The organism is Thiomonas sp. OC7 (assembly GCF_900634595.1).
In the GTDB taxonomy this organism is placed as follows: domain Bacteria; phylum Pseudomonadota; class Gammaproteobacteria; order Burkholderiales; family Burkholderiaceae_C; genus Thiomonas; species Thiomonas arsenitoxydans.
The window spans coordinates 1,339,194-1,361,202 of sequence record NZ_LR131953.1; the positions used below are offsets into that span (position 1 = coordinate 1,339,194).

Here is a 22,009-nt window from a genome sequence, read left to right on the forward strand (position 1 = left end):
CGCGCTTTGACGGCGCGGGTCAGTTTCACGGGTCAGTTGGCGTTGCGCCGGAACAGTTGCACCACGGTGAGGCCGATGATGCGCAGATCGACCAGCAGGCCGTGGTGTTGTGCGTAGTCGAGATCGGCCTGCAGCCGCTGCTGCGGTGTGGCGCTCGAGCGGTAGAGGGCCTGCGCCAGCCCGGTGATGCCGGGGCGCACGCGGTGGCGCAGCGCCCATTGTTCTGCGGTGTAGTTGGCGCGCTGCGCCGGCACGTCGGGCCGTGGGCCGACCAGGCTCATGTCGCCGCGCAGCACATTGAGCAGTTGCGGCAGTTCGTCGATGCTCGTGCGCCGCAGGATGCGGCCGACGCGGGTGATGCGGGGATCATTCTGGCTCGTGTTGTAGGGGCCGCGTTGCGACGCGTCCACCACCATGCTGCGGAATTTGTAGAGCTTAAAGGGCTGCGTCCCACGTCCCACGCGGGTCTGGGCGAACAGCACCGGGCGGCCGGAGTCGAGCCACACGGCCAGCGCCGCCGCGACCATCAGCGGCGAGAGTAGCAACAGCGCCAGCAGCGCCAACAAGATGTCGAACAGACGTTTGGCCACGGAGGTTCAGCGCGGCGTCAACGTTGGCCCAGACTCTGGGCGACGCGGGTGATGAGGTCGATGGCCAGCAGGCGGTCGTTTTCGATCTCGGCGGGCTCGCGCTGCGCCAGCACCTGAACGGCATGATGCAGGCGATGGATTTCAGCGGCATAGATGGCCCGCCAGTCGGAATCGGGGGCTTCGATGCGCTCGCGGTTGAAGGTGCGCGACAGAATCACGCTGCGCGAGCCCAGCCTTAAGTGCTCGCCCAGCACCACACGCCCGGGCAGCAGGCCTTCGTCCAGCCGGGCGATGCCGCCGAAGCCGAAGCGTTTGCCCTGCTGCTGCGCCACGGCGGCGACGCGATCGACCACGCCGTCCGCCAGCGGCTGGAACATGAAGCGCAGGCCCAGTTCTCGGTGCAGATCGTTGAGACCGACGTAGATTTCGTCCAACGCGTCCAGACCCGCCCACTGCGGCAGGCTTTGCAGCGCATCGCGGGTTTCGAGCAGGGCGATGGTCTGGGCACGACCGGCCACCAGGGCGACGAACTGAGCCACGGCGTCGGCACTGCGGAACATCGGCAGCATGAGGTGGCTGGCGCCGCTGGCGATGGCCTGATCGATCTCGTTGGCGCTGGCCTCATGCAGGGGATTGATGCGCACGATCAGCGCCGCTTTCGGTACGGCCTGACGCACGCGGGCCACGTCCTGCGGCACATGGTCGGAAATGAAGGTGCCCAAGCCGCCCTGGCGCTCCTGCTTGCCGTGCTGCTCCAGATCGACCATGATCCGCGTCACGCCGCAGCCCACGGCGAAAGCGGCAAAGTCGGGATCGTTGGTGATTTGGATAAAGTCCATCTTGAGCAAGGTTCAGGCAGCGCGGCGTAGCCGACGGGAAGTGTAGCGATCGCGCACCAGCCGTCCCAGCGGATCGAAGCGCAGCAAGGCCCACACGCCGGCGGCGAACAGCACCGCGGCCAAGGCCAGATCCAGCGCCCAGGGCAGCGGCATCGATCGCAGCGCAGCGCCTGCCGCCGCCAGCACCAGCAGCGCAGCCAGCAACACACCCGCGTTGCGCCACTGCGCATCGGCCTGATGGCGCGCCAGCCGCCACCACAGCACCGCGGTGGCTGTCCCCCAGGCGGCGCCATACGCCGCCAAGCCGCGCCAAGACGTGACCGGCAGCAGGGCGCCAGCGAGGGCGAGCGCGGCGAGCCCCGCGCCGTAACCCAGCACCTGATCGGCGATACGGCGGTGGCTGTTGAGCCGCGTGGCCAGTACCAGTTGCGCGGCCTGCAGCGGCAACAACAGCAAGATCCAGCGCATGGCTTCGGTGACCTGCTGCTGGGCCTCGGCGGTCATGCGCCCCCAGCCGAACAGCAGGCGAATGACGCCCGGCGCCGCCACCATACCCGCCAGTGCGATGAGGGCGGAAAGCCACAGCATCGCCCGCAGCCATTGGCGCGTCTCCAACTGCGCGCGGGCGGAATCGCCCTGGCTCTCCGCCGCACTCAGGCGCGCCAGCGCCAGCGCCGAAGCAACGGCGAAAACGGTATGCAGCGGCAACTCGCCCACCCGCTGCGCATACTGAAACACCCCGAGTTGCCCCGGCCCCGCATCCGACATCAGGGCGCGCGCCGCCAGGGTGTAGAGCACCGTCAGCCCGGAGGCCGCGAGCGCCAGACCGAGCGCGTGCAGGCTGGCGGCGTCCGGCCAGGTGCGGCCCGGTGCCGCTGCGGGCAGCGCGGCGCGACTGGCCTTGCGCATCAGCAGCAGTCGCGCCAGCGCCGCGATCACCACCCCGCCGGCCACCCAGGCGAACTGGCCGGTTTGCGCCGCAACGATCAGTCCGCCGATCAGTCCGAGGTTGAACACCACCTGACCCGTGTACTGCCACTGCAAGCGCCCCTGGGCCTGCAGCATGGCGTTGCCCACCATCGCCACCGCCCCGGCAGGCAGGGCGACCAGGGCCGACCACCCCAGCGTCTGCGCCGCCAGCGCCGCCTCCGGTGCATTCAGCCCGGGGGCGAGCAGATGCACGATCGCAAGCCGCTCCCACCACACGACCATGCCCGCCAGGATGAACAGCAGGGCAGCCAGCCGCGACCAGCGCGCGCCCTCCGCCGCGATATGCGCCGCACCGCGCCCGGCCATGCGCGGCACCATCACGGCCGGAATGGCCGCCCCCCACAACAGACTCACCGCGAGATCGGGAAAGGACAGCACCACCAGCGCGGCGTCGGCGTGGCCGCTCAGGCCGAATTGCGTGGCCACCACCACGTCACGCACCAGCCCCAGCAGGCGGCTGGCCGCCAGAAGCAGCAGGCTGAGCGAGAAAATGCGCAACATCGACATGGACGGGCATTGTGCCTGCGACAGTCTCCTAGGCCGATGGGAAACACAAGGGGGCTTTACGCGCTCATCGAAGTATGTCTATAATTTTGGTTCTTTAGCGCCCGTAGCTCAGTTGGATTAGAGTACTTGGCTACGAACCAAGGGGTCGTGGGTTCGAATCCTGCCGGGCGCACCAGTTAAAAGCCGAACGCCTGAACCAGTCCTGGTTCAGGCGTTTTGTTTTTTGCGTCGCCCGGTCAGCGAAGGAGATGCGGCATGGCGACTGCGCATCACTGGTAAAAAGTGAGCAGGGTGAACAGTCCACAATAAGGGCTGTATGACCTGCTCCTGTTCTCTCTGCCCATGACCGACGATATCCGCCCCGGCTTGTTCATTCTGCAGGGCAATCGCCTGGAATTGCTGCGCGATGCCCTGCTGGAATGGCTGGCGCAGCAGCCGCTGGCGCCGCTGGAGGAAGAGGTCATTCTGGTGCAGAGCAATGGCGCTGCGGAGTGGCTTAAGATGGCGCTGGCCGCGCAGGGCGGCATTTGCGCCGCTACGCGGGTGGAACTGCCCGGACGGTTTCTGTGGCGCACCTATCGGCAGGTGCTGGGGCGTGCGGCCACGCCGTCGCAATCGCCGCTGGACAAGCCGCTGCTGACCTGGCGCTTGATGCGACTTCTGGGTGCCCCCAGGGCCGAGCTAAGCCCGGCCCGCCCCCCGTGGGAGTCAAGGAAACTTGAGGCGGCCCAGCGTTTCCATGAGGGCAGCACGCTCGATGTGGCCGTTTGCGCCCCGCTGCTCCAATATCTGCAAGATCAAGATCTGCCGCGCCGCCTGCAACTGGCTCAGCGTCTGGCCGACCTCTACGACCAGTATCAGATCTACCGCGACGACTGGCTCGACGCCTGGGCACAGGGCCGCGATGTGCTCATCGATGCGCTCGGGCGCGCGACGCCCTTGCCCGAAGATCAGCGCTGGCAGGCCTGGCTGTGGCGCCGGGTTTTGGCCGAGCTGAGCGAAACGGAGCGTCAATCCACCCGTGCGCAGGTGCAGCGCGCCATGCTGCAGGCGCTGAATACGGCCGATAACGCAGCAAGCCCGACCCGACCCGCGCTGCCGCGCCGGGTGGTGCTGTTTGGCGCTTCGCATCTGCCTGCCGTGGTGCTCGATGCCCTGGTGGCGCTGTCGCGGTATGTGCAGGTGCTGATCGCGCTGCCCAATCCCTGCCGTTATCACTGGGCCGACATCATCGAGGGCCGCGAGCTGCTGCGCGCGGCACCGGCTCGCAGGCCGCTGCGGGCGGGCGACCTGGCGCAGGTCAGTCTTGAGGCCATGCACGCCCACGCTCACCCGCTACTGGCGGCCTGGGGGCGGCAGGGCCGCGATTTCATGCGCCAGCTCGATGCCTTCGACGAGCAGGCGAACGCGGCAGACAGGCCAGGCCTGCCGCGGCACGACCTGTTCGACGACGCGCCCGGTGACACGCTGCTCGAACAGATGCAGGCCGCCATCCGCGATCTGCTGCCCTTGCCCGAACATCCGCGCAAGCCCATTTCTGCAGCGGATCGTTCGGTGGTGTTTCACATCGGCCACAGCGCGCAGCGCGAAGTCGAAATCCTCCACGACCAGTTGCTGCATCTGCTGGCGCAGCCCGGCGGCGAGCGCCCGCTGCGGCCGCGCGACATCGTGGTGATGACGCCCGATATCGCCCCGTTCGCCCCGGCCATCCGGGCGGTGTTCGGCCAGTATCCGCCGGGGGATGCGCGCTTCATTCCCTTCGACATCGCCGACCTGTCGGCGCGGGCGACCGAACCGCTGCTGCTCGCGCTGGACTGGCTGCTGCGCCTGCCGCAAGAGCGCATTCTGGCCTCCGACATCAGCGCCTTGCTCGATGTACCGGCCATTGCCCGGCGCTTCGGCCTGAGGCCCGAAGACCGGCCAAGGCTGACGCAATGGATCGCCGGCGCGGGCGTGCGCTGGGGGCTGGACGTCGACCATCGCGCCCATCTCGGCCTGGGCGCCTGCGGCGAGCAGAACAGCTGGCGCTTCGGCCTGCGCCGCATGCTGCTGGGCTATGCCGGGGCGGGCGAAGACGGCTTTGAGAACATCGTGCCCTTCGACGAAATCGGCGGGCTGGATGCCGCCCTCGTTGGGCCGCTGGCCGATCTGCTCGACGTGCTGCAAGCCTGGTGGCGTACGGCCCTGCAAAGCGCCACGCCGGGCCAGTGGGCGCAGCACGCGCGCGATCTGCTCGACGCCATCAGTCTGCCGCAAGACCTGCGCGAGCGCGAAACCCGCGCCCGCCTCGACGATGCGCTCTCGACCTGGCTCGACCATTGCGCCGCCGCGCGGTTCGACGAAGCCGTGCCGCTGCAGGTGCTGCGCGAGAGCTGGCTGAGCGGGCTGGACGAGGCCGCGGGCGGCGGGCGCTTTCTCGCCGGTGGGGTGACCTTCTGCACCCTGATGCCGCTGCGCGCCATTCCCTTCGAAGTCGTCTGCCTGCTGGGCATGAACGAGGGCGACTACCCGCGCCGCAGCCCGCGCAGCGACTTCGATCTGCTGCATCAGCCCGGGCAATACCGGCCCGGAGATCGCGCCCGGCGCGAAGACGATCGCTACCTCATGCTCGAAGCGCTGCTGTCGGCGCGGCGCATGCTCTATGTGAGCTGGGCCGGGCGCAGCCCGCGCGACAACACCGAGCAGCCGCCGTCGGTGCTGGTGGCGCAGTTGCGCGACTATCTCGCCGCGGGTTGGCAAGGCGAAGAACAGCGCGATCTGCTCGCGCAGCGCACCACCGTCCATCCCCTGCAACCCTTCAGCCGCCGCTACTTCGAGGGCGACGCCGCGCTGTTCACCTATGCCCGCGAATGGCGGCAGGCGCATGGTGGTGTGGCCGAGAACGGGCACGGGAACGGAAATGGGCCGATGCCGTTCGAGCCGCTCACCGAACCGCTGAGTCTGCAGCAACTGGCCCGCTTCCTGAAAAATCCGGTCAAGGCGTTTTTCCGTACCCGGCTCGACGTGGTGTTCGATGAACTGCAGACGCAGGACGACGACGAAGTCTTCGCGCTCGACGGGCTCGACCGCCACAGCCTGCTCAGCCACTTGATCGACGATCCGCAGGCCGCCGTGCATGAAGGCATCGAGGCCGCCGTCGCGCGCCGGGTGCGCCAGTTGCAGGGCGGCGGGGCGCTGCCCCTGCGCGCGCTGGGCGGCAGAGTGGCGCAAGGTCTGGAGCAAGAGGCGCTGCCGCTGCTGCGCAGTTGGTCCGAGCTGGCGCAGGCCTATCCGCAGGCGGTGGACAAGCGGGCGTTGATCGTCGAGTACCAAGACCTGCGGCTGGACGACTGGCTCGACGGCTTGCGCACAGGCGGCCAAAGCCCGATCTGGATGCAGCTCAGCGCTTCGAGACTGAGCGATGGCAAAGCGCAGGCGCGCACCGAAAAGCTGATCGACGCCTGGGTGCGGCAGTTGGCGGCCAGCGCCTGCGGTCATGCGGTGCAGGGCGTGCTCATTGGCGTCGATGCGCGGGTGGATCTGCCGCCGCTGCCCGCGGATGAGGCCAGAGATCACCTTCACACCCTGCTGGCCGCCTGGCAAGAGGGCATGCGTCGCCCGCTGCCGTTCACCGCCCGCACCGCGTTAGCTGAGCTGAAAAATGGCAAGGGGCAAGAGGTCTATGAGGGCGGCTATTCCACCTCGGGTGAAGTCGAGGAACCCTGCCTCGCGCGCACCTTCCCCGACTTTGCCAGCCTGAGCGCCGATGGGCGCTTCGAGACTTACCAAGCCAAGCTGTTCCAGCCCTTGTTCGACTGGGCGGCGCGGGCCGTTGTCATCCGCCACGGCCAGACGCCCGCTGCGGGCACGAAAGAGGCCGCATGACTGCCATCCCGGATCCCCTCGATGCCCTGACCTTGCCCCTGCAGGGCAGCCGCCTCATTGAAGCCAGCGCGGGTACCGGTAAGACCTGGACCATCGCCGCCCTCTACCTGCGCCTGGTGCTGGGCCACGGCGACGAAGCTAGCGCGTTTGCCCGCCCGCTGAGTCCTGAGCAGATTCTGGTGATGACCTTCACCCGCGCCGCCACGCGCGAACTGGCCGAGCGTATTCGGGCGCGTCTGGTGGAGGCGGCGCAGTGCTTCCAGGGCACCATTGCACCCAAGGCGGACGATGAATTTCTGCTGCGCCTGCTGGACAGCTATCCGCCGGGAAGTGCGCGGCAGACCGCCGCCTGGCGCCTGGCGATGGCGGCGCAGGCGATGGATGACGCGGCCGTGTTCACCATCGATGCCTGGTGCCAGCGCATGCTGCGCGAACACGCCTTCGACAGCGGTCATTCCTTCGACGAAGATCTGGTGGCCGACGAAGGCGAACTCACCACGCAGGCCGTGCGCGACTTCTGGCGGCAGCAGGTCTATCCGCTTTCAGGCGCGGCGCTGGGCGGCGTGCTCCAGGTGTGGCCGGACGTCGGCGCGCTGGAGGGCGAGGTGAAAACGCGGCTCCGCGCAGCCCAGGCCGGGGCGCCGCCGGTCGTTGTCAAGGACGCCTCGCTGCTCGACCTCTGGCAGCGGCTGGGCGAGCCGCAGCAGGCGCAGGTGAGCACGCTCAAGGCGCAATGGGCCGAGCGTATCGCGAGCATGCGGCAATGGCTGTGTGCGCTGGTGCAGTCCGAGGCCAACCCGCTGAGCAAGAACAAATATGGTTTGAAAAGTGTTTGCGGCTGGTTTGACGCGCTGCAAGCCTGGCTGGATGAGCCCGCGCAGCAGCGGCCCGATCTCGACGATAAAGAATGGGCCAAGCTCACGCCCGACGGCTTGCGCGCTGGCTGCAACCAGGGCAAGCAGGTGGAGCCGCCGACCGCGTTCAACGAGGTCGAGACGCTGCGCGCGGCGCTGGCCGATCTGGCGGACCTCGTTCCCGAACTGCAGACCTATGCGGCCGCGCAGGTCGATGTCCGGCTGCGTGCGCTCAAGGCGGCCAGCGGTCAGTTCAGTTTTCACGATCAGCTCGAACGTCTCCATGCGGCGCTGGCCGGGCCGCAAGGCGAGCGGCTGCGGGCGCGCATTCTGGAGCAATATCCCGTTGCGCTCATCGACGAATTTCAGGACACCTCGGCGCTGCAGTTCAGCATGTTTGATCGCCTCTACGGCATCACCACGGCGCAGACTTCGCAGAGCGCCGTGCTGCTCATCGGCGACCCCAAGCAGTCGATCTACGCTTTTCGCGGCGCGGATATCGCCAGCTATCTGCGCGCGCGGCAGGCCACGCAGGGGCGGCACTCGGCGCTGCAGACCAACTACCGCTCGACCGCGGAGGTGGTGCACAGCGTCAACCAACTGTTCGAGCGACGCGAGCAGGCCAAAGGCGTGGGGGCAGGCGCGGGCGCTTTTCTGTACCGGGCCGATGACGCGCCTGATGCGGACAGCCCCGTGCCCTTCATCGAGGTCGGTGCGCGCGGGCGGGCCGAGCAACTCGTCTGTCCCGAAGGACTGGTGCCCGCGCTGACCTGCAGCGTGCATCAGGAGCTGGAATCCAAGCGCGATGCCCGCGAGCGGTTTGCCGCGCATGCGGCTGCGCGCATCGTCAGTCTGCTCAACGATCCGCAGGCCGGCTTCCGTCAGGCCGACGGGGGCTTTGCGCGTCTGCGCCAGTCTGACATCGCCGTGCTGGTGCGCGATGGCGACGAGGCGCGCGCCATGCGCCGCGCGCTTCAACGCCGGGGCGTGGCTTCGGTTTATCTGTCGGATCGCGATTCGGTGTTTGCCTCACCGGAAGCCGCCGACCTGCTGCGCTGGCTGCGTGCCGTGGCTGAGCCGCGCGACGGACGTCTGGCCCGCGCCGCATTCGCCGCCCCGACGCTGGGGGCGACAATCGACGAACTGGCCGCGCTGGCAATAGATGACGACGTGTTCGAGAACCGGCTGGCTTTGCTGGCCGAACTGCAGGCCATCTGGCTGCGTCAGGGGGTGTTGCCCATGCTGCGCCAGACGCTGCACCGGCTCGATCTGCCCGCCCGCTGGTTGAGCGAGGAAGACGGCGAGCGCCGCCTGACCAATGTGCTGCATCTGGCCGAACTGCTGCAGACCGCCAGCGGCACGCTCGACGGCGAGCAGGCGCTGATTCGCTGGTTGCAGGAGCAGATGGCGGGCCAGTCCACCGAAGAACAGGTGGTGCGGCTGGAAAGCGAGGCCGATCTGGTGCGCGTGGTCACCATCCACAAGTCCAAGGGGCTGGAATATCCGCTGGTGTTTTTGCCGTTTGCCACCGCGTTCAAAGAGGCGAAGGACGGCGCCGACGACCGCGAGCGCCTGCGCGAAGACCTGCGGCTGCTCTATGTGGCGCTGACCCGCGCGCGGCATGCGCTGTGGGTCGGCATCGCCGCGCTGAAAGTCGGCAGAGGGTCGGACTGCATGCTGCATCACAGCGCCATCGGCTATCTGCTGGGAGGCGATGCGCCGCGCACGGGCACCGCCATTCCTGGCCTGCTGCGCGAGATTTTTGGCGGCAGTCCGGCAGTGCAGATCGTCGATGCGGCGCAGGAGGCCGAGCTTCAGCGCTTGCAGGCTGCTCGCCCCGCCCCGGCCTTGATCGAGCCGCCCAATTATCACGCCCAGTTCGAACGCAACTGGAGCATCGGCAGCTTCTCCGCGCTGGTGCGCGACCTCACCCCACGCTCGACCCAGCAACCCGCCTTGCAAGCGGCGGTGCAAGACGAACTGTGGACAGCCGAGCCGAGCGTGGAACCGCCCGCCCTTGCCGCCGCCCAGCCGTCTGCCGCGCGCCATCGCTTTCCGCGCGGCGCGCTGGTGGGCAAGTTCGTGCATGAACAACTGGCCTGGCTGGGCGAGAACGGCTTTGCCCTGTCAGCCCAACAAACGCAGGACAGCCTGTTGCAACGCTGCGCCCGGCAGGGTTGGGATGCGCCGCGTTCGGCCGATTTGCTGGAATGGTTGAGCGAAGTGCTGGCCACGCCCTTGCCGCCGCTGGGCGCGGCGCTGCCCGAGATTGGCACGCTACTTGCGGAAATGGAATTCTGGCTGCCGGTCGAGCGTGCGCGTGCGGCCGAGATCGACGCCCTGTGCCAGCATCACATCCTGCCGGGCCGCGCCCGCCCTGATCTGACCGAACGCACCCTGCACGGCATGGTGATGGGATTCGCCGATCTGGTGTTCCATCACGCGGGCCGCTACTGGGTGCTCGACTACAAGAGCAATGTCCTCGGCACGGACGACGCCGACTATTCGCAGGAGACGCTGGAAGACGCCGTGCTCGAACACCGCTATGACGTGCAATGCGCGCTCTACATGCTGGCCTTGCATCGCCTGCTGCGGGCCCGGCTGCGCACGACCTACGACCCGCAAATGCAGCTTGGCGGCGCGATTGATCTGTTCCTGCGCGGGGTTCGCGGGCCGCAGTCGGGCTGCGTGCACATTCCGCCCGACGGGGTCTTGCTCGACGCGCTCGACGCCCTTTTTGCCTAGCGACTCGCATGAAATCTGCCCTGACCAACACCCCGAATGCACCGACCCAGCGCGTTCTCGACGTGCTGCACGACTGGGCTGAACAGGGCGTGCTGCGGCGGCTGGACGCTGCGCTGGCCCGCTTCCTGGCTGAACTCTGCCCGCAAATGCCGCCAGAACTGGCGGTAGCCGTGGCGCTGCTCGCCGATCTGGAAGGGCGCGGTCATACCTGCGTGCTGCTGGGCGAATTGCCGCAACATTTCATCGCCTTGAAAGAGCGCGCCGCCACGGCGGGCGCGCCTGCCCTGTCGCCCGATGTGCACTGGCCCGACGACGGCGAGCGCCTGCTGCGCGAGTGCCCGGCCGTTTACTGCGAGGGCGAGCCGGACAACGGCGCGCCGCTGATATTGAGCGCAGTGCGGCTATATCTGCGCCGCTACTGGCAAGATGAGAACACCGTGGCCGCGCGGATTCACCAGCGTCTGCAGCCTGAAGCCGAGGTCGATGCACCCGCCGCTGCAGCCCTGCTGGCACGGCTTTTCCCGTCTGCCAACGATACGGAAGTGGACTGGCAGAAACTGGCGTGCGCGCTGGCGCTACGCGGACGTTTCACCCTGCTCACCGGCGGCCCCGGCACCGGAAAAACACATACCGCGGCGCGGCTGCTGGCTTTGCTGTGGGCTTTGAGATCCCAACCCGGCGCGCTGCGCGTGGCGCTGGCGGCCCCCACGGGCAAGGCTGCAGCCCGGCTCAAGCAGGCCATCGACCGCGAGCTCGTCAAGCTCGCCGCCCTCCCCGGCGTGGCCGAACTGTCGCAGCGCCTCGGCCCGGCACGCACCCTGCACAGCCTGCTTGGCGCGCGGCCCGATACCCGCCGCTTCGCCCGCAACGCCGCGCAGCCCTTGGAGGTGGATGTGCTGCTGGTCGATGAGGCGTCCATGATCCATCTGGAAATGATGGCCGCGCTGCTCGACGCCTTGCCGCCCACGGCACGGCTCATTTTGCTGGGCGACAAGGATCAGCTCGCTTCGGTGGAAGCCGGTGCGGTGCTCGGCGAGCTGTGCACCGGGGCGGAGCAGGGCCGCTACACGCCGCAAACGGCGCAGGCGCTGCAGGCTCTGTGCGGCGACCGTATTCCTCAGCCCTTCATCGACCCCGCCGGCCCCGCGCTGTTGCAGCGGGTGGTGATGCTGCGCAAAAGTCATCGCTTCGGCGGCCCCATCGGGCAACTGGCCCAGGCGGTGAACGCGGGCGACGCCGAGCGGGCGCAGACGCTGCTGCAGCAGACCGACGATGCGGCGGTGCGGCTGTTGGCCGTGCCCCAGTTGCTGGCGCCCGTTTTCGCCCCTGTTGCAGCCCCGGCGCTGGTCGATCTTGCGGTGCAGGGCCGCGATGGCGCCAAGGGCTATGCCCACTACGCCGAGTTGCTGCGGCAGGGGCCGACGGCTGAGGCAGATTGGGACGCCTGGGCGCAGCGCGTGCTGCAGGCTTTCGATCAGTGCCGCGTGCTGTGCGCGGTGCGCGAAGGGCCTTGGGGCGTGCAGGCGCTGAACGAGGCCATTGCCGCGCGGCTGGACGCGCTCGGCCTGCTGCACGGTCGCGGCGCGTGGTACGCGGGTCGCCCGGTGATGGTCACGCGCAACGATCACGATCTGGGCGTGCTCAACGGCGATGTCGGCATCGCCTTGCCGACGGGTACGCAGGGTTTGCGGGGGGTGTTTCTGCAGGGGCAGAGCCTGCGCTCGGTCAGCATCAGCCGTCTGGCCGATGTGCAGACGGCGTTCGCCATGACGGTGCACCAGTCGCAGGGGTCGGAGTTCGATCACACCGTGCTGGTGCTGCCCGAGCGCCACGCCGGGCTCAGCCGCGAGCTGATCTACACCGGCATCACGCGCGCGCGCCGCTTTTTCACCCTGGCCTGCGCAGACATGCAGACGCTGCATGAGGGCATCCAGCGCGTCACGCAACGGGCCAGCGGATTGCTCTCGCGCATCGATAAACTGCCTGCATGAACAAAGCCTTTGTCCGCGAACAAACCTCAGACGCCGACGACGACGAGGACGGCGGCGCCCAACTCCCGCCGCTGCCGCCGGGCGGCAAGAATTACCTCACGCCGCAGGGCTATGCCCGGCTGCGCGCCGAACTCAAGACGTTGGTCGAGGATGAGCGCCCGAAGGTCGTCGAGACCGTGTCGTGGGCGGCGAAGAACGGCGACCGCTCGGAAAACGGCGATTACATCTACGGCAAAAAACGTCTGCGCGAGATCGACCGGCGCATCCGCTTTCTCACCAAGCGGCTGGACATCGCCGAAGTGGTCGATGCCAGTCTGCAGCACGGCAACGATCAGGTGTTTTTCGGCGCCACCGTGCGCTACGCCGACGACAAGGGGACAGAGCACACCATCACCATCGTCGGCATCGACGAGACCGAGCCGCTGCAGGGCAAGATCAGCTGGATTTCGCCGGTAGCGCGCGCGCTGCTCAAGGCCCGCGAAGGCGACAGCGTGAGCCTGCCGACACCGGGCGGCATCGCGACGCTGGAAATTCTCGAAGTGACCTACCCGCCTCGCGGCTGAGGCCTGCGCGCAGCCTTGGGGGCGCTCAGGAGTTGCCTGAGCCCAAACCCGCGGTGCGGTTTTTCGCCCGGCTGGCGCGCACCACGAATTGCAGGCGACGCAAGGCGCGCAGCACGTCGGCCAGATGCTTGCGGTCGCGCACCTGCACGACGAAGCGCAGCTCGGTGGTGGCCTGCTGCGTGTCTTCGTCCATGGTGACGTGGGCGATGTCGCTGTCGTGCTCGCTGATGGCGGCCGCCACGCGGGCGAGCACGCCTTTGGTGTTTTGCACAATCACGCTCAGGCCGGTTTCGAAAGGCCGGGTGCATTCTTCCGCCCAGCTCAGATCGATCCAGCGGTCCGGGTCTTTCTGGAACAGACGGCGTGCGATGTCGCAGTCTTGCTGGTGCACGATCAGGCCTTCGCCCTTGCCCAGATAGCCGATGATGGCGTCGCCCGGAATGGGACGGCAGCAGGTGGCGTAGCGCACCGAGATGCCTTCGCTGCCGTCAAGCTGCAAAGAGGACTTGGCGTCGTGGGTAGCACGGCTTTCCAGACGTTCGATGGTGTCGAGCAAGGGCGCGGACAGCGCGTCCTGCGGGGAGACGAGCGCCACCACGCGCTTGGCCAGAATGTCGGCCACGCGCTTGCCTAGGCCGATGTCGGCGTACAGATCGTCGCGCGACTTGAAGCCCGTCCAGCGCAGCAGTTTGTCCCACACTGCGTCGTCGAGCGTGAGCAGATCGAGATGCTCGTGCCGCAGCGCGCTTTGCAACAGACGACGGCCTAATTCGACCGACTCGGCCTGCTGCGTGGTGCGCAGCGCGTGCCGAATCTTGGAACGCGCCCGCCCGGTGCGCACAAAGCTCAGCCAGCTCGGATTGGGGCGCGAGGCCGGCGCGGTGATGATCTCCACCACATCGCCGCTGCGCAACTCGGTGCGCAAAGGCACGAGCGCGTTGTTCACCTTGGCCGCCACCGTCTGGTCGCCCAGATTGGTGTGAATGGCATAGGCAAAATCGACCGGCGTTGCGCCGCGCGGCAGCGCCAGAATGCGCGACTTGGGCGTGAACACATAGACCGCGTCGGGCGCCAGATCGACCTTGACGGTTTCGAGAAAATCGGCCCAGTCGCGGTTCTCAGTCTGGATGTCCAGCAGCGATTGCAGCCAGGCATTGGTTTGCGCCTGCTGCGGGGTCGGCTTGTCTTCCGGTGTTTTGTAGAGCCAATGGGCGGCCACCCCACTCTCGGCAATGCGGTGCATCGCCTCGGTGCGGATCTGAAATTCGACGGGATTGCCGTTCGGCCCGATCAGCGTGGTGTGCAGCGACTGGTAACCATTGGCCTTGGGGATGGCGATGTAGTCCTCGAACTTGCCCGGCATGGGCTTGTACAGACTGTGAAGCACGCCCAGCGCCCGGTAACAGTCGAGCACATCGGGCACCAGCACGCGAAAGCCGAAAATGTCTTGAATATGCGCAAAGCTCAGGTGCTTGCTGCGCATCTTGCGGTAGATGGAATACAGCGTTTTTTCGCGGCCGAACAACTGCGAGGGCACTTGCGCCTCGTTCAGTGCCGCCTGCGCTGCCGCCAGAATCTTTTCCACTAAACCGTGCCGATTGCCACGGGCAGCCAGTACGGCGCGCGACAGCACGGCGTAGCGGTTGGGGTGGCTGTTGGCAAAGCCGAGATCCTGCAGTTCGCGGTAAACGAGATTGAGCCCGAGACGGTGCGCGATGGGCGCGTAAATGTCCATCGTCTCGCGCGAAATGCGCACGCGCTTGCTCGCGGCCATCGCGCCCAGGGTGCGCATATTGTGGAGACGATCAGCGAGCTTGACGAGGATGACGCGAATATCGCGCGCCATCGCCAGCAGCATCTTGCGAAAGCTCTCCGACTGGTTTTCCTCGCGGTTGGAGAACTGCAGCTTGTCGAGCTTGGTCAGCCCATCCACCAGATCGGCCACGGTGCTGCCGAAATGCTCGATGAGTTCGGCCTGGGTGATGCCCTTGTCTTCGGCGGTGTCGTGAAGCAGCGCGGCCATGATGGCCTGGGTGTCGAGCTTCCAGTCGGCGCAGAGCTCGGCAACCGCGACGGGATGAGAAATGTAGGGCTCGCCGCTGGCGCGGTACTGCCCGAGATGCGCCGCATCGGCGAAGCGGTAAGCCTCGCGAATTCTTTGCAGATCGGCTTCGGGGAGGTAGGCCTGAAGTTTGTCGAGCAGACTGGCCAGACTCACGCAGACGTGCCGGGTTGCAGCCGACTCATCGCCAGTCGCGATCGCCGCAGGCTCGGGCTCGGCCGTGGCATTTTTAGACCGCGCGCGCGGTCGCTTGATTGTGGCAACCTGATCCGCAGCAGGCACAGCCAGATCCGTGACCGAGGCTTTCGGATCGGGCGTGGCGGTGTGGCTGCTGGGCATGTTGAAATCAGGTGGGTACTTTTTTGAGCATCTCAATACCGGTCAGGCCCGCGGCGATTTCGCGCAGGGCGGTGACGGCGGGTTTGTCTTTCGATTCCAGCTTGGGCGAATGACCTTGCTCCAGCATGCGGGCGCGGTAAGTGGCGGCCAACACGAGCTGGAAGCGGTTGGGGATTTTTTCCAGGCAGTCTTCAACAGTAATGCGAGCCATGATGTCAGAGTTCCAGTTCAAAGGATGCCGAGGGCGCGAAAAACCTCGGGATGGGAAAGGCGTTGCGCGGCATAGCGTAGCCGCTGCGCGGCGACGACTTGCTTGAGATCGCGCAAGGCGTGCGTAAAGTCTTGATTCACAATTATAAAGTCGAAGTTCTTCGCCTGCGCCAACTCGATGCGGGCTTCACGCAGACGCTGCTCGATGACCTCGGGCGCGTCTTCCGCGCGGCGGGTGAGCCGTTGCCGCAGCTCCTCGAACGAGGGCGGCAGGATGAAGATGCTCACCGCGTTGTCGAATTGCTTGCGCACCTGCGCCGCGCCCTGCCAGTCGATTTCGAGCAGCACGTCCATGCCGTCGGCCATGCGGCTTTCCAGCCAGCGCTTGGAGGTGCCGTAGCGGTTGCCGTGCACCTCGGCCCATTCGAGAAATTCGCCTGCGTCGATGCGGCGCTGAAATTCGGGGTTGTCGATGAAGACGTAATGCACGCCATCGACCTCGGCGCCTCGCGGCGCGCGCGTGGTGCAAGACACCGAGAGCTGAATGCCCGAGTCCTCGGCGAGCAAGGCGTTGACGAGGCTGGACTTGCCCGCCCCACTGGGGGCGGCGACGACAAACAGGTTTCCGGGAAACTGGGAGGACACGTGGCAGCCTGATTTATTCGATGTTCTGCACCTGCTCGCGCATCTGCTCGATCAGGACCTTGAGTTCGAGCGCAATTTCGCTGAGTTCGAGCGCGGCGGATTTGGAGCCCAGCGTGTTGGCTTCCCGGTGCAACTCCTGGATGAGGAAGTCCAGCCGCTTGCCCAACTCGCCGCCCTGGGCGAGCAGATCGCGCAGGGTTTGCAGGTGGGCCTGAAGGCGGTCGAGCTCTTCGGCCACGTCGATGCGAATGGCAAAACTGGCGGCTTCCTGCAGGCGACGGTCGTTGAGCGTTTCGACGCTGGTCTCGGCGCCGGTCAAAGCCGCCAGCGCTTCTTCCCAGCGGGCGGTGAACCGCGCTTGCTGGCGCTCCACGGCGAGGGGCACGATTTCGCGCGCCCGGGCGGCATGTCGACCGATCTGTTCGATGCGATCGAGCAACAGGGTGCGCAGACGGTCGCCTTCGAGCGCGCGCGCCGCGACCAGCGCGGTCAGGGCCTGCTGGATGGCCAGGCTGGCGACCTGCGCGATTTCGGCGGCGTCGGCATGATCTTCCTGCGCGCTGCCGATGAAGCGCAGCACTTCACCGACCGAGAGCGGCGCGAGGTGCGGCGCCAGGGCGCGCAAGGCGGTATCGAAGGCCAGCAGCGGCGCGGCGGCGCTGGCGTCGGGCATGGCGGGCGCGCTTTGCGGCGCTTCGAAAACCGCGCGGCAGTCGATCTTGCCGCGGCGCAGCGTCTGGGTGATGGATTGCCGCATGGCGGCTTCCGCACCCCGCAGTTCTTCGGGCAGCCGGAAGGCGATGTCGAGAAAGCGGCTGTTGACCGAGCGCAACTCGATATGGATCTTGGCTCCGCTCGAGAGTTGTGCACTATTTTGGCCGTAGCCGGTCATGCTATAAATTGGCTTCAATCGCATCCCCTTTGCGCGTATTTTTCCACACTCCTTTCGCCGGTAGGCTGCTAGCCTTCGTTTTCATGGCCACCTCGTCCAAATCCAAACCCGCCCCACTCGCTCCTGAATCGCAAGTGGGCGGCTACCGCATTGTGCGCAAGGTCGCCAGCGGCGGTTTCGGCGTGGTGTATCTGGCACTGAGCTCCGATGGGCAGAAAGTGGCCATCAAGGAGTACCTGCCGGCCTCGCTGGTGGAGCGGGGGCCGGGCGAGTCGAGCCCGGTGGTGCCACCCGACAAACTCGCGCTCTACCGTCTGGGCCTGAAGAGTTTTTTTGAGGAAGGCCGCTCGCTGGCGCAGATCTCGCATCCCAGCGTGGTCAGCGTGCTCAACTTTTTTCGAGAAAACGACACGGTATATATGGTGATGAATTATCTGGAGGGCGCCTCGCTCCAGGAGTTCGTCATCACCGCAAGAGAACTCAAGCGCAAGAAGATTTTTCGCGAGTCGACCATCCGCTCGCTGTTCGATGACATCCTGCAAGGCTTGCGCGTGGTGCATCAGCACAAGATGCTGCACCTCGACATCAAGCCGGCGAACGTGTTCATCACCGATGACAACAAACCCATCCTGATCGATTTCGGCGCGGCGCGCGAAGTGCTCAACCAGCAGGACAAGCGCTTTCGCCCGATGTATACGCCGGGTTTTGCGGCCCCCGAAATGTACAAGCGCGAGGGGGCGTTCGGCCCGTGGACCGATATTTATGCCGTCGGCGCCTGCATCTACGCCTGCATGACGGGCTACCCGCCTTACGAAGCACCGCAGCGGCTGGAGAAAGACCGGCTGCAGGCCCAGCTCTCCAAGCTGCGGGGCGTGTATTCAGACAATCTGATCGAGATCGTGGAGTGGTGCATGGCGCTGGATGCCATGGCGCGTCCGCAAAGCGTGTTCAATCTGCAGCGCGAACTGGGTGCGGAAAACGCGCGGCGCTACACCAATCTGACCATGGGCGAGAAGCTCCGGCTGCACATCGACGAATTGGTCAACGACACCAAGTCGCAAGTACAGAAAGTGCGGGATGTCACCCGGTTTGGCGCGCCCGTCCAGGCGGTGCAAACTCCGGGGCCTGAGCAGGGCAAAGCAGCCGCGAGGGAGAAGAATTGAAGTTTTCGGTGTACCAGGTGAGCCGCCGCGGCGGTCGTGCGACCAACCAGGATCGCATGGGCTATTGCTACACGCGCGAAAGCGCCTTGTTCGCTTTGGCCGATGGTTTGGGGGGGCACCCGCGTGGCGATGTGGCGGCGCAACTGGCGCTGCAGACCATTGCCAATCTGTTCCAGCAAGAAGCGCGGCCGCGCCTGCGCGACCCGCAGGAGTTTCTGCGACGCTCGATTTTTCGGGCGCATGAGCAAGTCCAGCGTTATGCGCAAGAAAACGGGTTGACGGATTCGCCGCGCACGACGGTGGTGGTCTGCGTGCTGCAAAACGGCGCTGCGCACTGGGCGCATGTGGGCGATTCGCGGCTGTATTTCATGCGTAACGGCGCCATGCTCACACGCACCCGTGATCACTCGCATGTGGAGCAGAAACACAAAAAAGATCAGCCTAGCGGCCTCTCTTTGCTGCAACCTGACGGCCCGACGCGAAACATGCTGTTTACCTGCCTGGGATCGGGGCAGCTGCCCATGATCGAGGTGGGTTTGCCGCAGGCGATGCGGCGGGGCGACATCGTGCTGCTGTGTTCCGACGGGCTTTGGGGACAGATCCCCGAATCGGTTCTGGTGCGGCAGTTCGGCCAGCAGGTGCTCTCCGATGCGGTGCCCGAGGTGGTGGAAATGGCGCTGCGGCAAGGCGGCGCCGACTCAGACAACGTCACCGCCCTGGGCGTCGAATGGGAGGCCGATCCCGAAGAGCTGGAAACCTCTCTGCGCATTGAAACCGAGAGCATGCAAAGAGGTGGGTTCAAGTCCACCATCCAGAGCGAGCTGGGTGATCTGCAGGTCGAAGAAATGAACGACGCCGACATCGAACGTTCGATCGCTGAAATCAACGCCGCCATCCGCCAGGGTGCGGCGCGTAAATAACGCCTTTTCCTACCGATTACTTCCATGCAAAACACCCCTCCTGCGAGAGAAGGTCGCGGGCTTTCGGCGCTGCGCGCGATTGCCATCGAACGTCATTTCACCCGTCATGCCGAAGGTTCCGTGCTGGTGGCTTTCGGGCATACCCGTGTGCTGTGCACCGCCTCGGTTGAAGAGCGCGTGCCGCCGCACAAGCGGGGCAGCGGGCAGGGCTGGGTCACGGCGGAATATGGCATGCTGCCCAGGGCGACGCACACGCGCGGTGAGCGCGAAGCCAAGCGCGGCAAGCAGCAGGGTCGTACCGAGGAGATCCAGCGCCTCATCGGCCGATCGCTGCGCGCCGTGTTCGATTTTTCAGCCCTGGGTGAGCGGCAGATCACGCTCGACTGTGATGTGTTGCAGGCCGACGGCGGCACGCGCACCGCGGCCATCACGGGCGCCGCCGTGGCCGCGTGGGATGCCTGTCAGTGGCTCATGGCGCAGGGCCGCATCCCGCAGAACCCAATGCGTCAGTTGGTTGCCGCCGTCTCGGTCGGCCTGCTGGGCGACGATTACCGCCTCGATCTCGACTACGCCGAAGACAGCCAGTGCGATACCGATATGAACGTGGTGGGCACGGCCGACGGGGCGCTGATCGAGGTGCAGGGCACGGCCGAGGGCGCGCCGTTTTCGCGGCAGCAGCTCGACGGCATGATCGACCTGGCGCAACGCGGCATCGCCGAACTCGTCGCGCTGCAAAGACAGGCGCTGGAGATCTGACGGTGGCGGCGCCGACTTCCGCAACCTGGCGGATCGTGCTGGCGTCCGGCAATCCGGGCAAGCTCGCCGAGCTCTCGGCCTTGCTCGCGCCGCTGGGGTGCCAGGTGCAGGCCCAAGGCGAATTTCATCTGGCCGAGGCCGAAGAACCGCACCCCACCTTTGTCGAAAACGCGCTGGCCAAGGCGCGTCACGCCAGCTTTCACACCGGCCTTCCCGCACTGGCCGACGATTCGGGTCTTTGTGTGGAAGCGCTCGGTGGACTGCCGGGCGTGCGCTCGGCCCGCTTCGCACCGCAGGTCGAGGGGCCCCGTGCCGAACAGGACGCCGCCAACAACCGTTTGCTGTTGCAGCAGATGGAGGGCCAGACCCTGCGCCTGGCGCGCTTTGTCAGCATCGTGGTGGCGTTACGCCATGCGGCCGATCCTGAGCCGCTCATCGTTCGCGGCGAACTGATCGGGCAGATCGGGCGTGCGGCGCAAGGGCAAGGCGGTTTCGGCTACGACCCCTTGTTCGTGCTCGCGGATGGCCGCACCCTGGCGCAATGTGACGCGCAGGAGAAAAATCGCATCAGTCACCGCGGTCAAGCTCTGCAAACCCTGCTGCCTCTGCTGCGCACGCATTGGGGCTGGATGGCGGCGCCGTCAGAGCGCCCTCAGGGCTGGGCAATCCCCACCCCAACCCTCCCCACAAGTGGAGAGGGAGTGATCTCACCTCCCCCACGTCGTGGGGGAGGTCGGGAAGGGGACGGCCCTGCGTTACCTTGAGCATGACGTCTGGGTTTGCGTGAATCAAAAACACATTCCAATCGTTGACCACAGCGCCGCATCCGGCCCGGCCATCGATGCGGCGCCGCAGCGTGCAGCGCAATCCCTGCCGCACTACATGCGGCCCGGCACCTTGCAATTCAGCGCGCTGCCGCCCCTCAGTCTTTACGTGCATCTGCCGTGGTGTCTCAAAAAGTGTCCCTATTGCGATTTCAATTCGCATGAGTGGCGCGCCGGTGGGTCGATTCCCGAGCAGGCTTACCTGGCTGCGCTTCGCGCCGATCTCGATGCGACGCTGCCCCTGGTGTGGGGGCGGCGCGTCATCTCCGTCTTTATCGGAGGCGGCACGCCCAGTCTGTTCTCGCCCGAGGCCATCGACCAGTTGATCACCGACGTGCGCGCCCGGTTGCCCCTCGTCGCCGATGCCGAAATCACGCTGGAGGCCAACCCGGGCACCTTCGAGCGAGACCGGTTTGCGGCGTTCGCGCAGGCGGGCGTCAACCGCCTGTCCATCGGCGTGCAGAGTTTCGACGATGACCGCCTGCGCGCGCTGGGTCGCGTGCATGATGCACGCCAGGCGCACGACGCGGTGGCCGAGGCCGCGCGCCACTTCGCCAGCTTCAATCTCGACCTAATGTTCGCCCTGCCTCAGCAAGACATGCCGAGCTGCAAGGCCGACGTCCACGAGGCGCTGGCGCACCAGCCGCCGCATCTCTCGCTCTATCAGCTCACGCTCGAACCCAACACCCTTTTCGCCCGCCAGCCCCCCCTACTGCCCGACGACGATCTGGCCGCCGACATGCAGCATGCCGTGGCCGATCTGGCGGAGGCCGCCGGGCTGCAGCGCTACGAAGTCTCCGCTTACGCCGCGCCTGGGCACCGCTGTCGCCACAACCTCAACTACTGGCAATTCGGCGACTACGTCGGCATCGGCGCTGGCGCTCATTCCAAGCTCACTTTTGCGCATCGCATCGTGCGTCAGACCCGCTGGCGCCATCCCCAGCGCTACATGGAGCAGGCCGCGCAAGGCCTTGCCGTCGAAACCGAGGTCGAGGTATCGCGCAGCGACTTGCCGTTTGAATTCATGCTCAACGCCCTGCGTCTGCGCGAAGGCGTGCGTGCCGATCTATTTGCCGAACGCACGGGCCTGCCACCCTCTGCCATCGAAAAGCCCCTGCAAATCGCGCAAAGCAAGGGTTTGCTGGTCGATGATGCCGATGTCCTGCGCACGACCCCGCTCGGATTCGACATGCTCAACAACGCACTCGAACTGTTTCTGCCCCGATCAAGTCGCGTCGCGCCCAGATAGAATGAG

Annotated in this window: 16 protein-coding genes and 1 tRNA gene; 10 read left to right on the forward strand and 7 right to left on the reverse strand. The window is 66.4% G+C overall.

Translation table 11 applies throughout. The annotated features are described in order from the left end of the window. Nucleotides 1-32 precede the first annotated feature (32 nt). From BIO17B3_RS06430 to BIO17B3_RS06440, 3 genes are read right to left on the reverse strand one after another with little or no spacing between them, the layout of a single operon-like run. On the reverse strand, nt 33-590 hold the full coding sequence (locus BIO17B3_RS06430; RefSeq protein WP_156053477.1) for a sugar transferase: 558 nt from the start codon (nt 588-590) through the stop codon (nt 33-35). Nucleotides 591-607: 17 nt separating this feature from the next. Then, the gene (locus tag BIO17B3_RS06435; protein ID WP_156053478.1) at nt 608-1,429 is read right to left on the reverse strand and encodes an aldolase/citrate lyase family protein; all 822 of its coding nucleotides are present in this window, start codon (nt 1,427-1,429) and stop codon (nt 608-610) included. Nucleotides 1,430-1,441: 12 nt separating this feature from the next. Next, nucleotides 1,442-2,926, reverse strand: coding sequence for a lipid II flippase MurJ (locus BIO17B3_RS06440; RefSeq protein WP_156053479.1), 1,485 nt, complete (start codon nt 2,924-2,926; stop codon nt 1,442-1,444). Between the two features lie 97 nt (nt 2,927-3,023). Here BIO17B3_RS06440 and BIO17B3_RS06445 point away from each other — a divergent pair. The 5 genes from BIO17B3_RS06445 to greB all read left to right on the forward strand — a co-directional run bounded on the left by BIO17B3_RS06445 (nt 3,024) and on the right by greB (nt 12,943). Beyond that, a tRNA-Arg gene (locus BIO17B3_RS06445) sits at nt 3,024-3,101 on the forward strand. Between the two features lie 167 nt (nt 3,102-3,268). Beyond that, entirely contained in the window at nt 3,269-6,790 is a 3,522-nt protein-coding gene (recC, locus tag BIO17B3_RS06450; RefSeq protein WP_156053480.1) for an exodeoxyribonuclease V subunit gamma, read from the forward strand. Further along, on the forward strand, nt 6,787-10,389 hold the full coding sequence (recB, locus tag BIO17B3_RS06455) for an exodeoxyribonuclease V subunit beta (RefSeq protein WP_156053481.1): 3,603 nt from the start codon (nt 6,787-6,789) through the stop codon (nt 10,387-10,389). The genes recC and recB overlap by 4 nt, the downstream gene beginning before the upstream one ends. A gap of 8 nt (nt 10,390-10,397) precedes the next feature. Next, nucleotides 10,398-12,380 carry an exodeoxyribonuclease V subunit alpha gene (recD, locus tag BIO17B3_RS06460; protein ID WP_156053482.1) on the forward strand — a complete coding sequence of 661 codons (1,983 nt, stop codon included), beginning with the start codon at nt 10,398-10,400 and terminating at the stop codon, nt 12,378-12,380. After that, entirely contained in the window at nt 12,377-12,943 is a 567-nt protein-coding gene (greB, locus tag BIO17B3_RS06465) for a transcription elongation factor GreB (protein WP_156053483.1), read from the forward strand. The genes recD and greB overlap by 4 nt, the downstream gene beginning before the upstream one ends. A 25-nt stretch (nt 12,944-12,968) precedes the next feature. Here greB and BIO17B3_RS06470 read toward each other — a convergent pair whose 3' ends face one another. From BIO17B3_RS06470 to BIO17B3_RS06485, 4 genes are read right to left on the reverse strand one after another with little or no spacing between them, the layout of a single operon-like run. Beyond that, nucleotides 12,969-15,344 (reverse strand): bifunctional (p)ppGpp synthetase/guanosine-3',5'-bis(diphosphate) 3'-pyrophosphohydrolase, encoded by a 2,376-nt coding sequence (locus tag BIO17B3_RS06470; protein ID WP_156053484.1) that lies wholly within the window; start codon nt 15,342-15,344, stop codon nt 12,969-12,971. 7 nt (nt 15,345-15,351) lie between these two features. Further along, nucleotides 15,352-15,555: a DNA-directed RNA polymerase subunit omega gene (rpoZ, locus tag BIO17B3_RS06475; RefSeq protein ID WP_013107045.1), complete on the reverse strand. Its 204-nt coding sequence runs from the start codon at nt 15,553-15,555 to the stop codon at nt 15,352-15,354. Nucleotides 15,556-15,572: 17 nt separating this feature from the next. Next, nucleotides 15,573-16,199: a guanylate kinase gene (gmk, locus tag BIO17B3_RS06480; protein WP_013107046.1), complete on the reverse strand. Its 627-nt coding sequence runs from the start codon at nt 16,197-16,199 to the stop codon at nt 15,573-15,575. A 13-nt stretch (nt 16,200-16,212) separates the two neighbouring features. After that, complete coding sequence (locus BIO17B3_RS06485; RefSeq protein ID WP_232054205.1) at nt 16,213-17,091, reverse strand: YicC/YloC family endoribonuclease; 879 nt, start codon at nt 17,089-17,091, stop codon at nt 16,213-16,215. A gap of 83 nt (nt 17,092-17,174) precedes the next feature. Here BIO17B3_RS06485 and BIO17B3_RS06490 point away from each other — a divergent pair, with 83 nt between their 5' ends. Genes BIO17B3_RS06490 through hemW form a run of 5 tightly spaced genes read left to right on the forward strand, consistent with a single transcriptional unit; the run spans nt 17,175 to nt 22,003 of the window. Next, nucleotides 17,175-18,254 (forward strand): serine/threonine-protein kinase, encoded by a 1,080-nt coding sequence (locus BIO17B3_RS06490; protein ID WP_013107048.1) that lies wholly within the window; start codon nt 17,175-17,177, stop codon nt 18,252-18,254. Continuing rightward, nucleotides 18,251-19,174 (forward strand): PP2C family serine/threonine-protein phosphatase, encoded by a 924-nt coding sequence (locus BIO17B3_RS06495; RefSeq protein ID WP_156053486.1) that lies wholly within the window; start codon nt 18,251-18,253, stop codon nt 19,172-19,174. Before BIO17B3_RS06490 ends, BIO17B3_RS06495 begins: the two co-directional genes overlap by 4 nt. Nucleotides 19,175-19,198: 24 nt before the next feature. Next, nucleotides 19,199-19,930, forward strand: coding sequence for a ribonuclease PH (gene rph / locus BIO17B3_RS06500; protein WP_013107050.1), 732 nt, complete (start codon nt 19,199-19,201; stop codon nt 19,928-19,930). A 2-nt stretch (nt 19,931-19,932) separates the two neighbouring features. Continuing rightward, entirely contained in the window at nt 19,933-20,694 is a 762-nt protein-coding gene (gene rdgB, locus BIO17B3_RS06505; protein ID WP_156053487.1) for an RdgB/HAM1 family non-canonical purine NTP pyrophosphatase, read from the forward strand. A 19-nt stretch (nt 20,695-20,713) separates the two neighbouring features. Beyond that, entirely contained in the window at nt 20,714-22,003 is a 1,290-nt protein-coding gene (gene hemW, locus BIO17B3_RS06510) for a radical SAM family heme chaperone HemW (protein ID WP_370512636.1), read from the forward strand. The last annotated feature ends 6 nt before the right edge of the window (nt 22,004-22,009 follow it).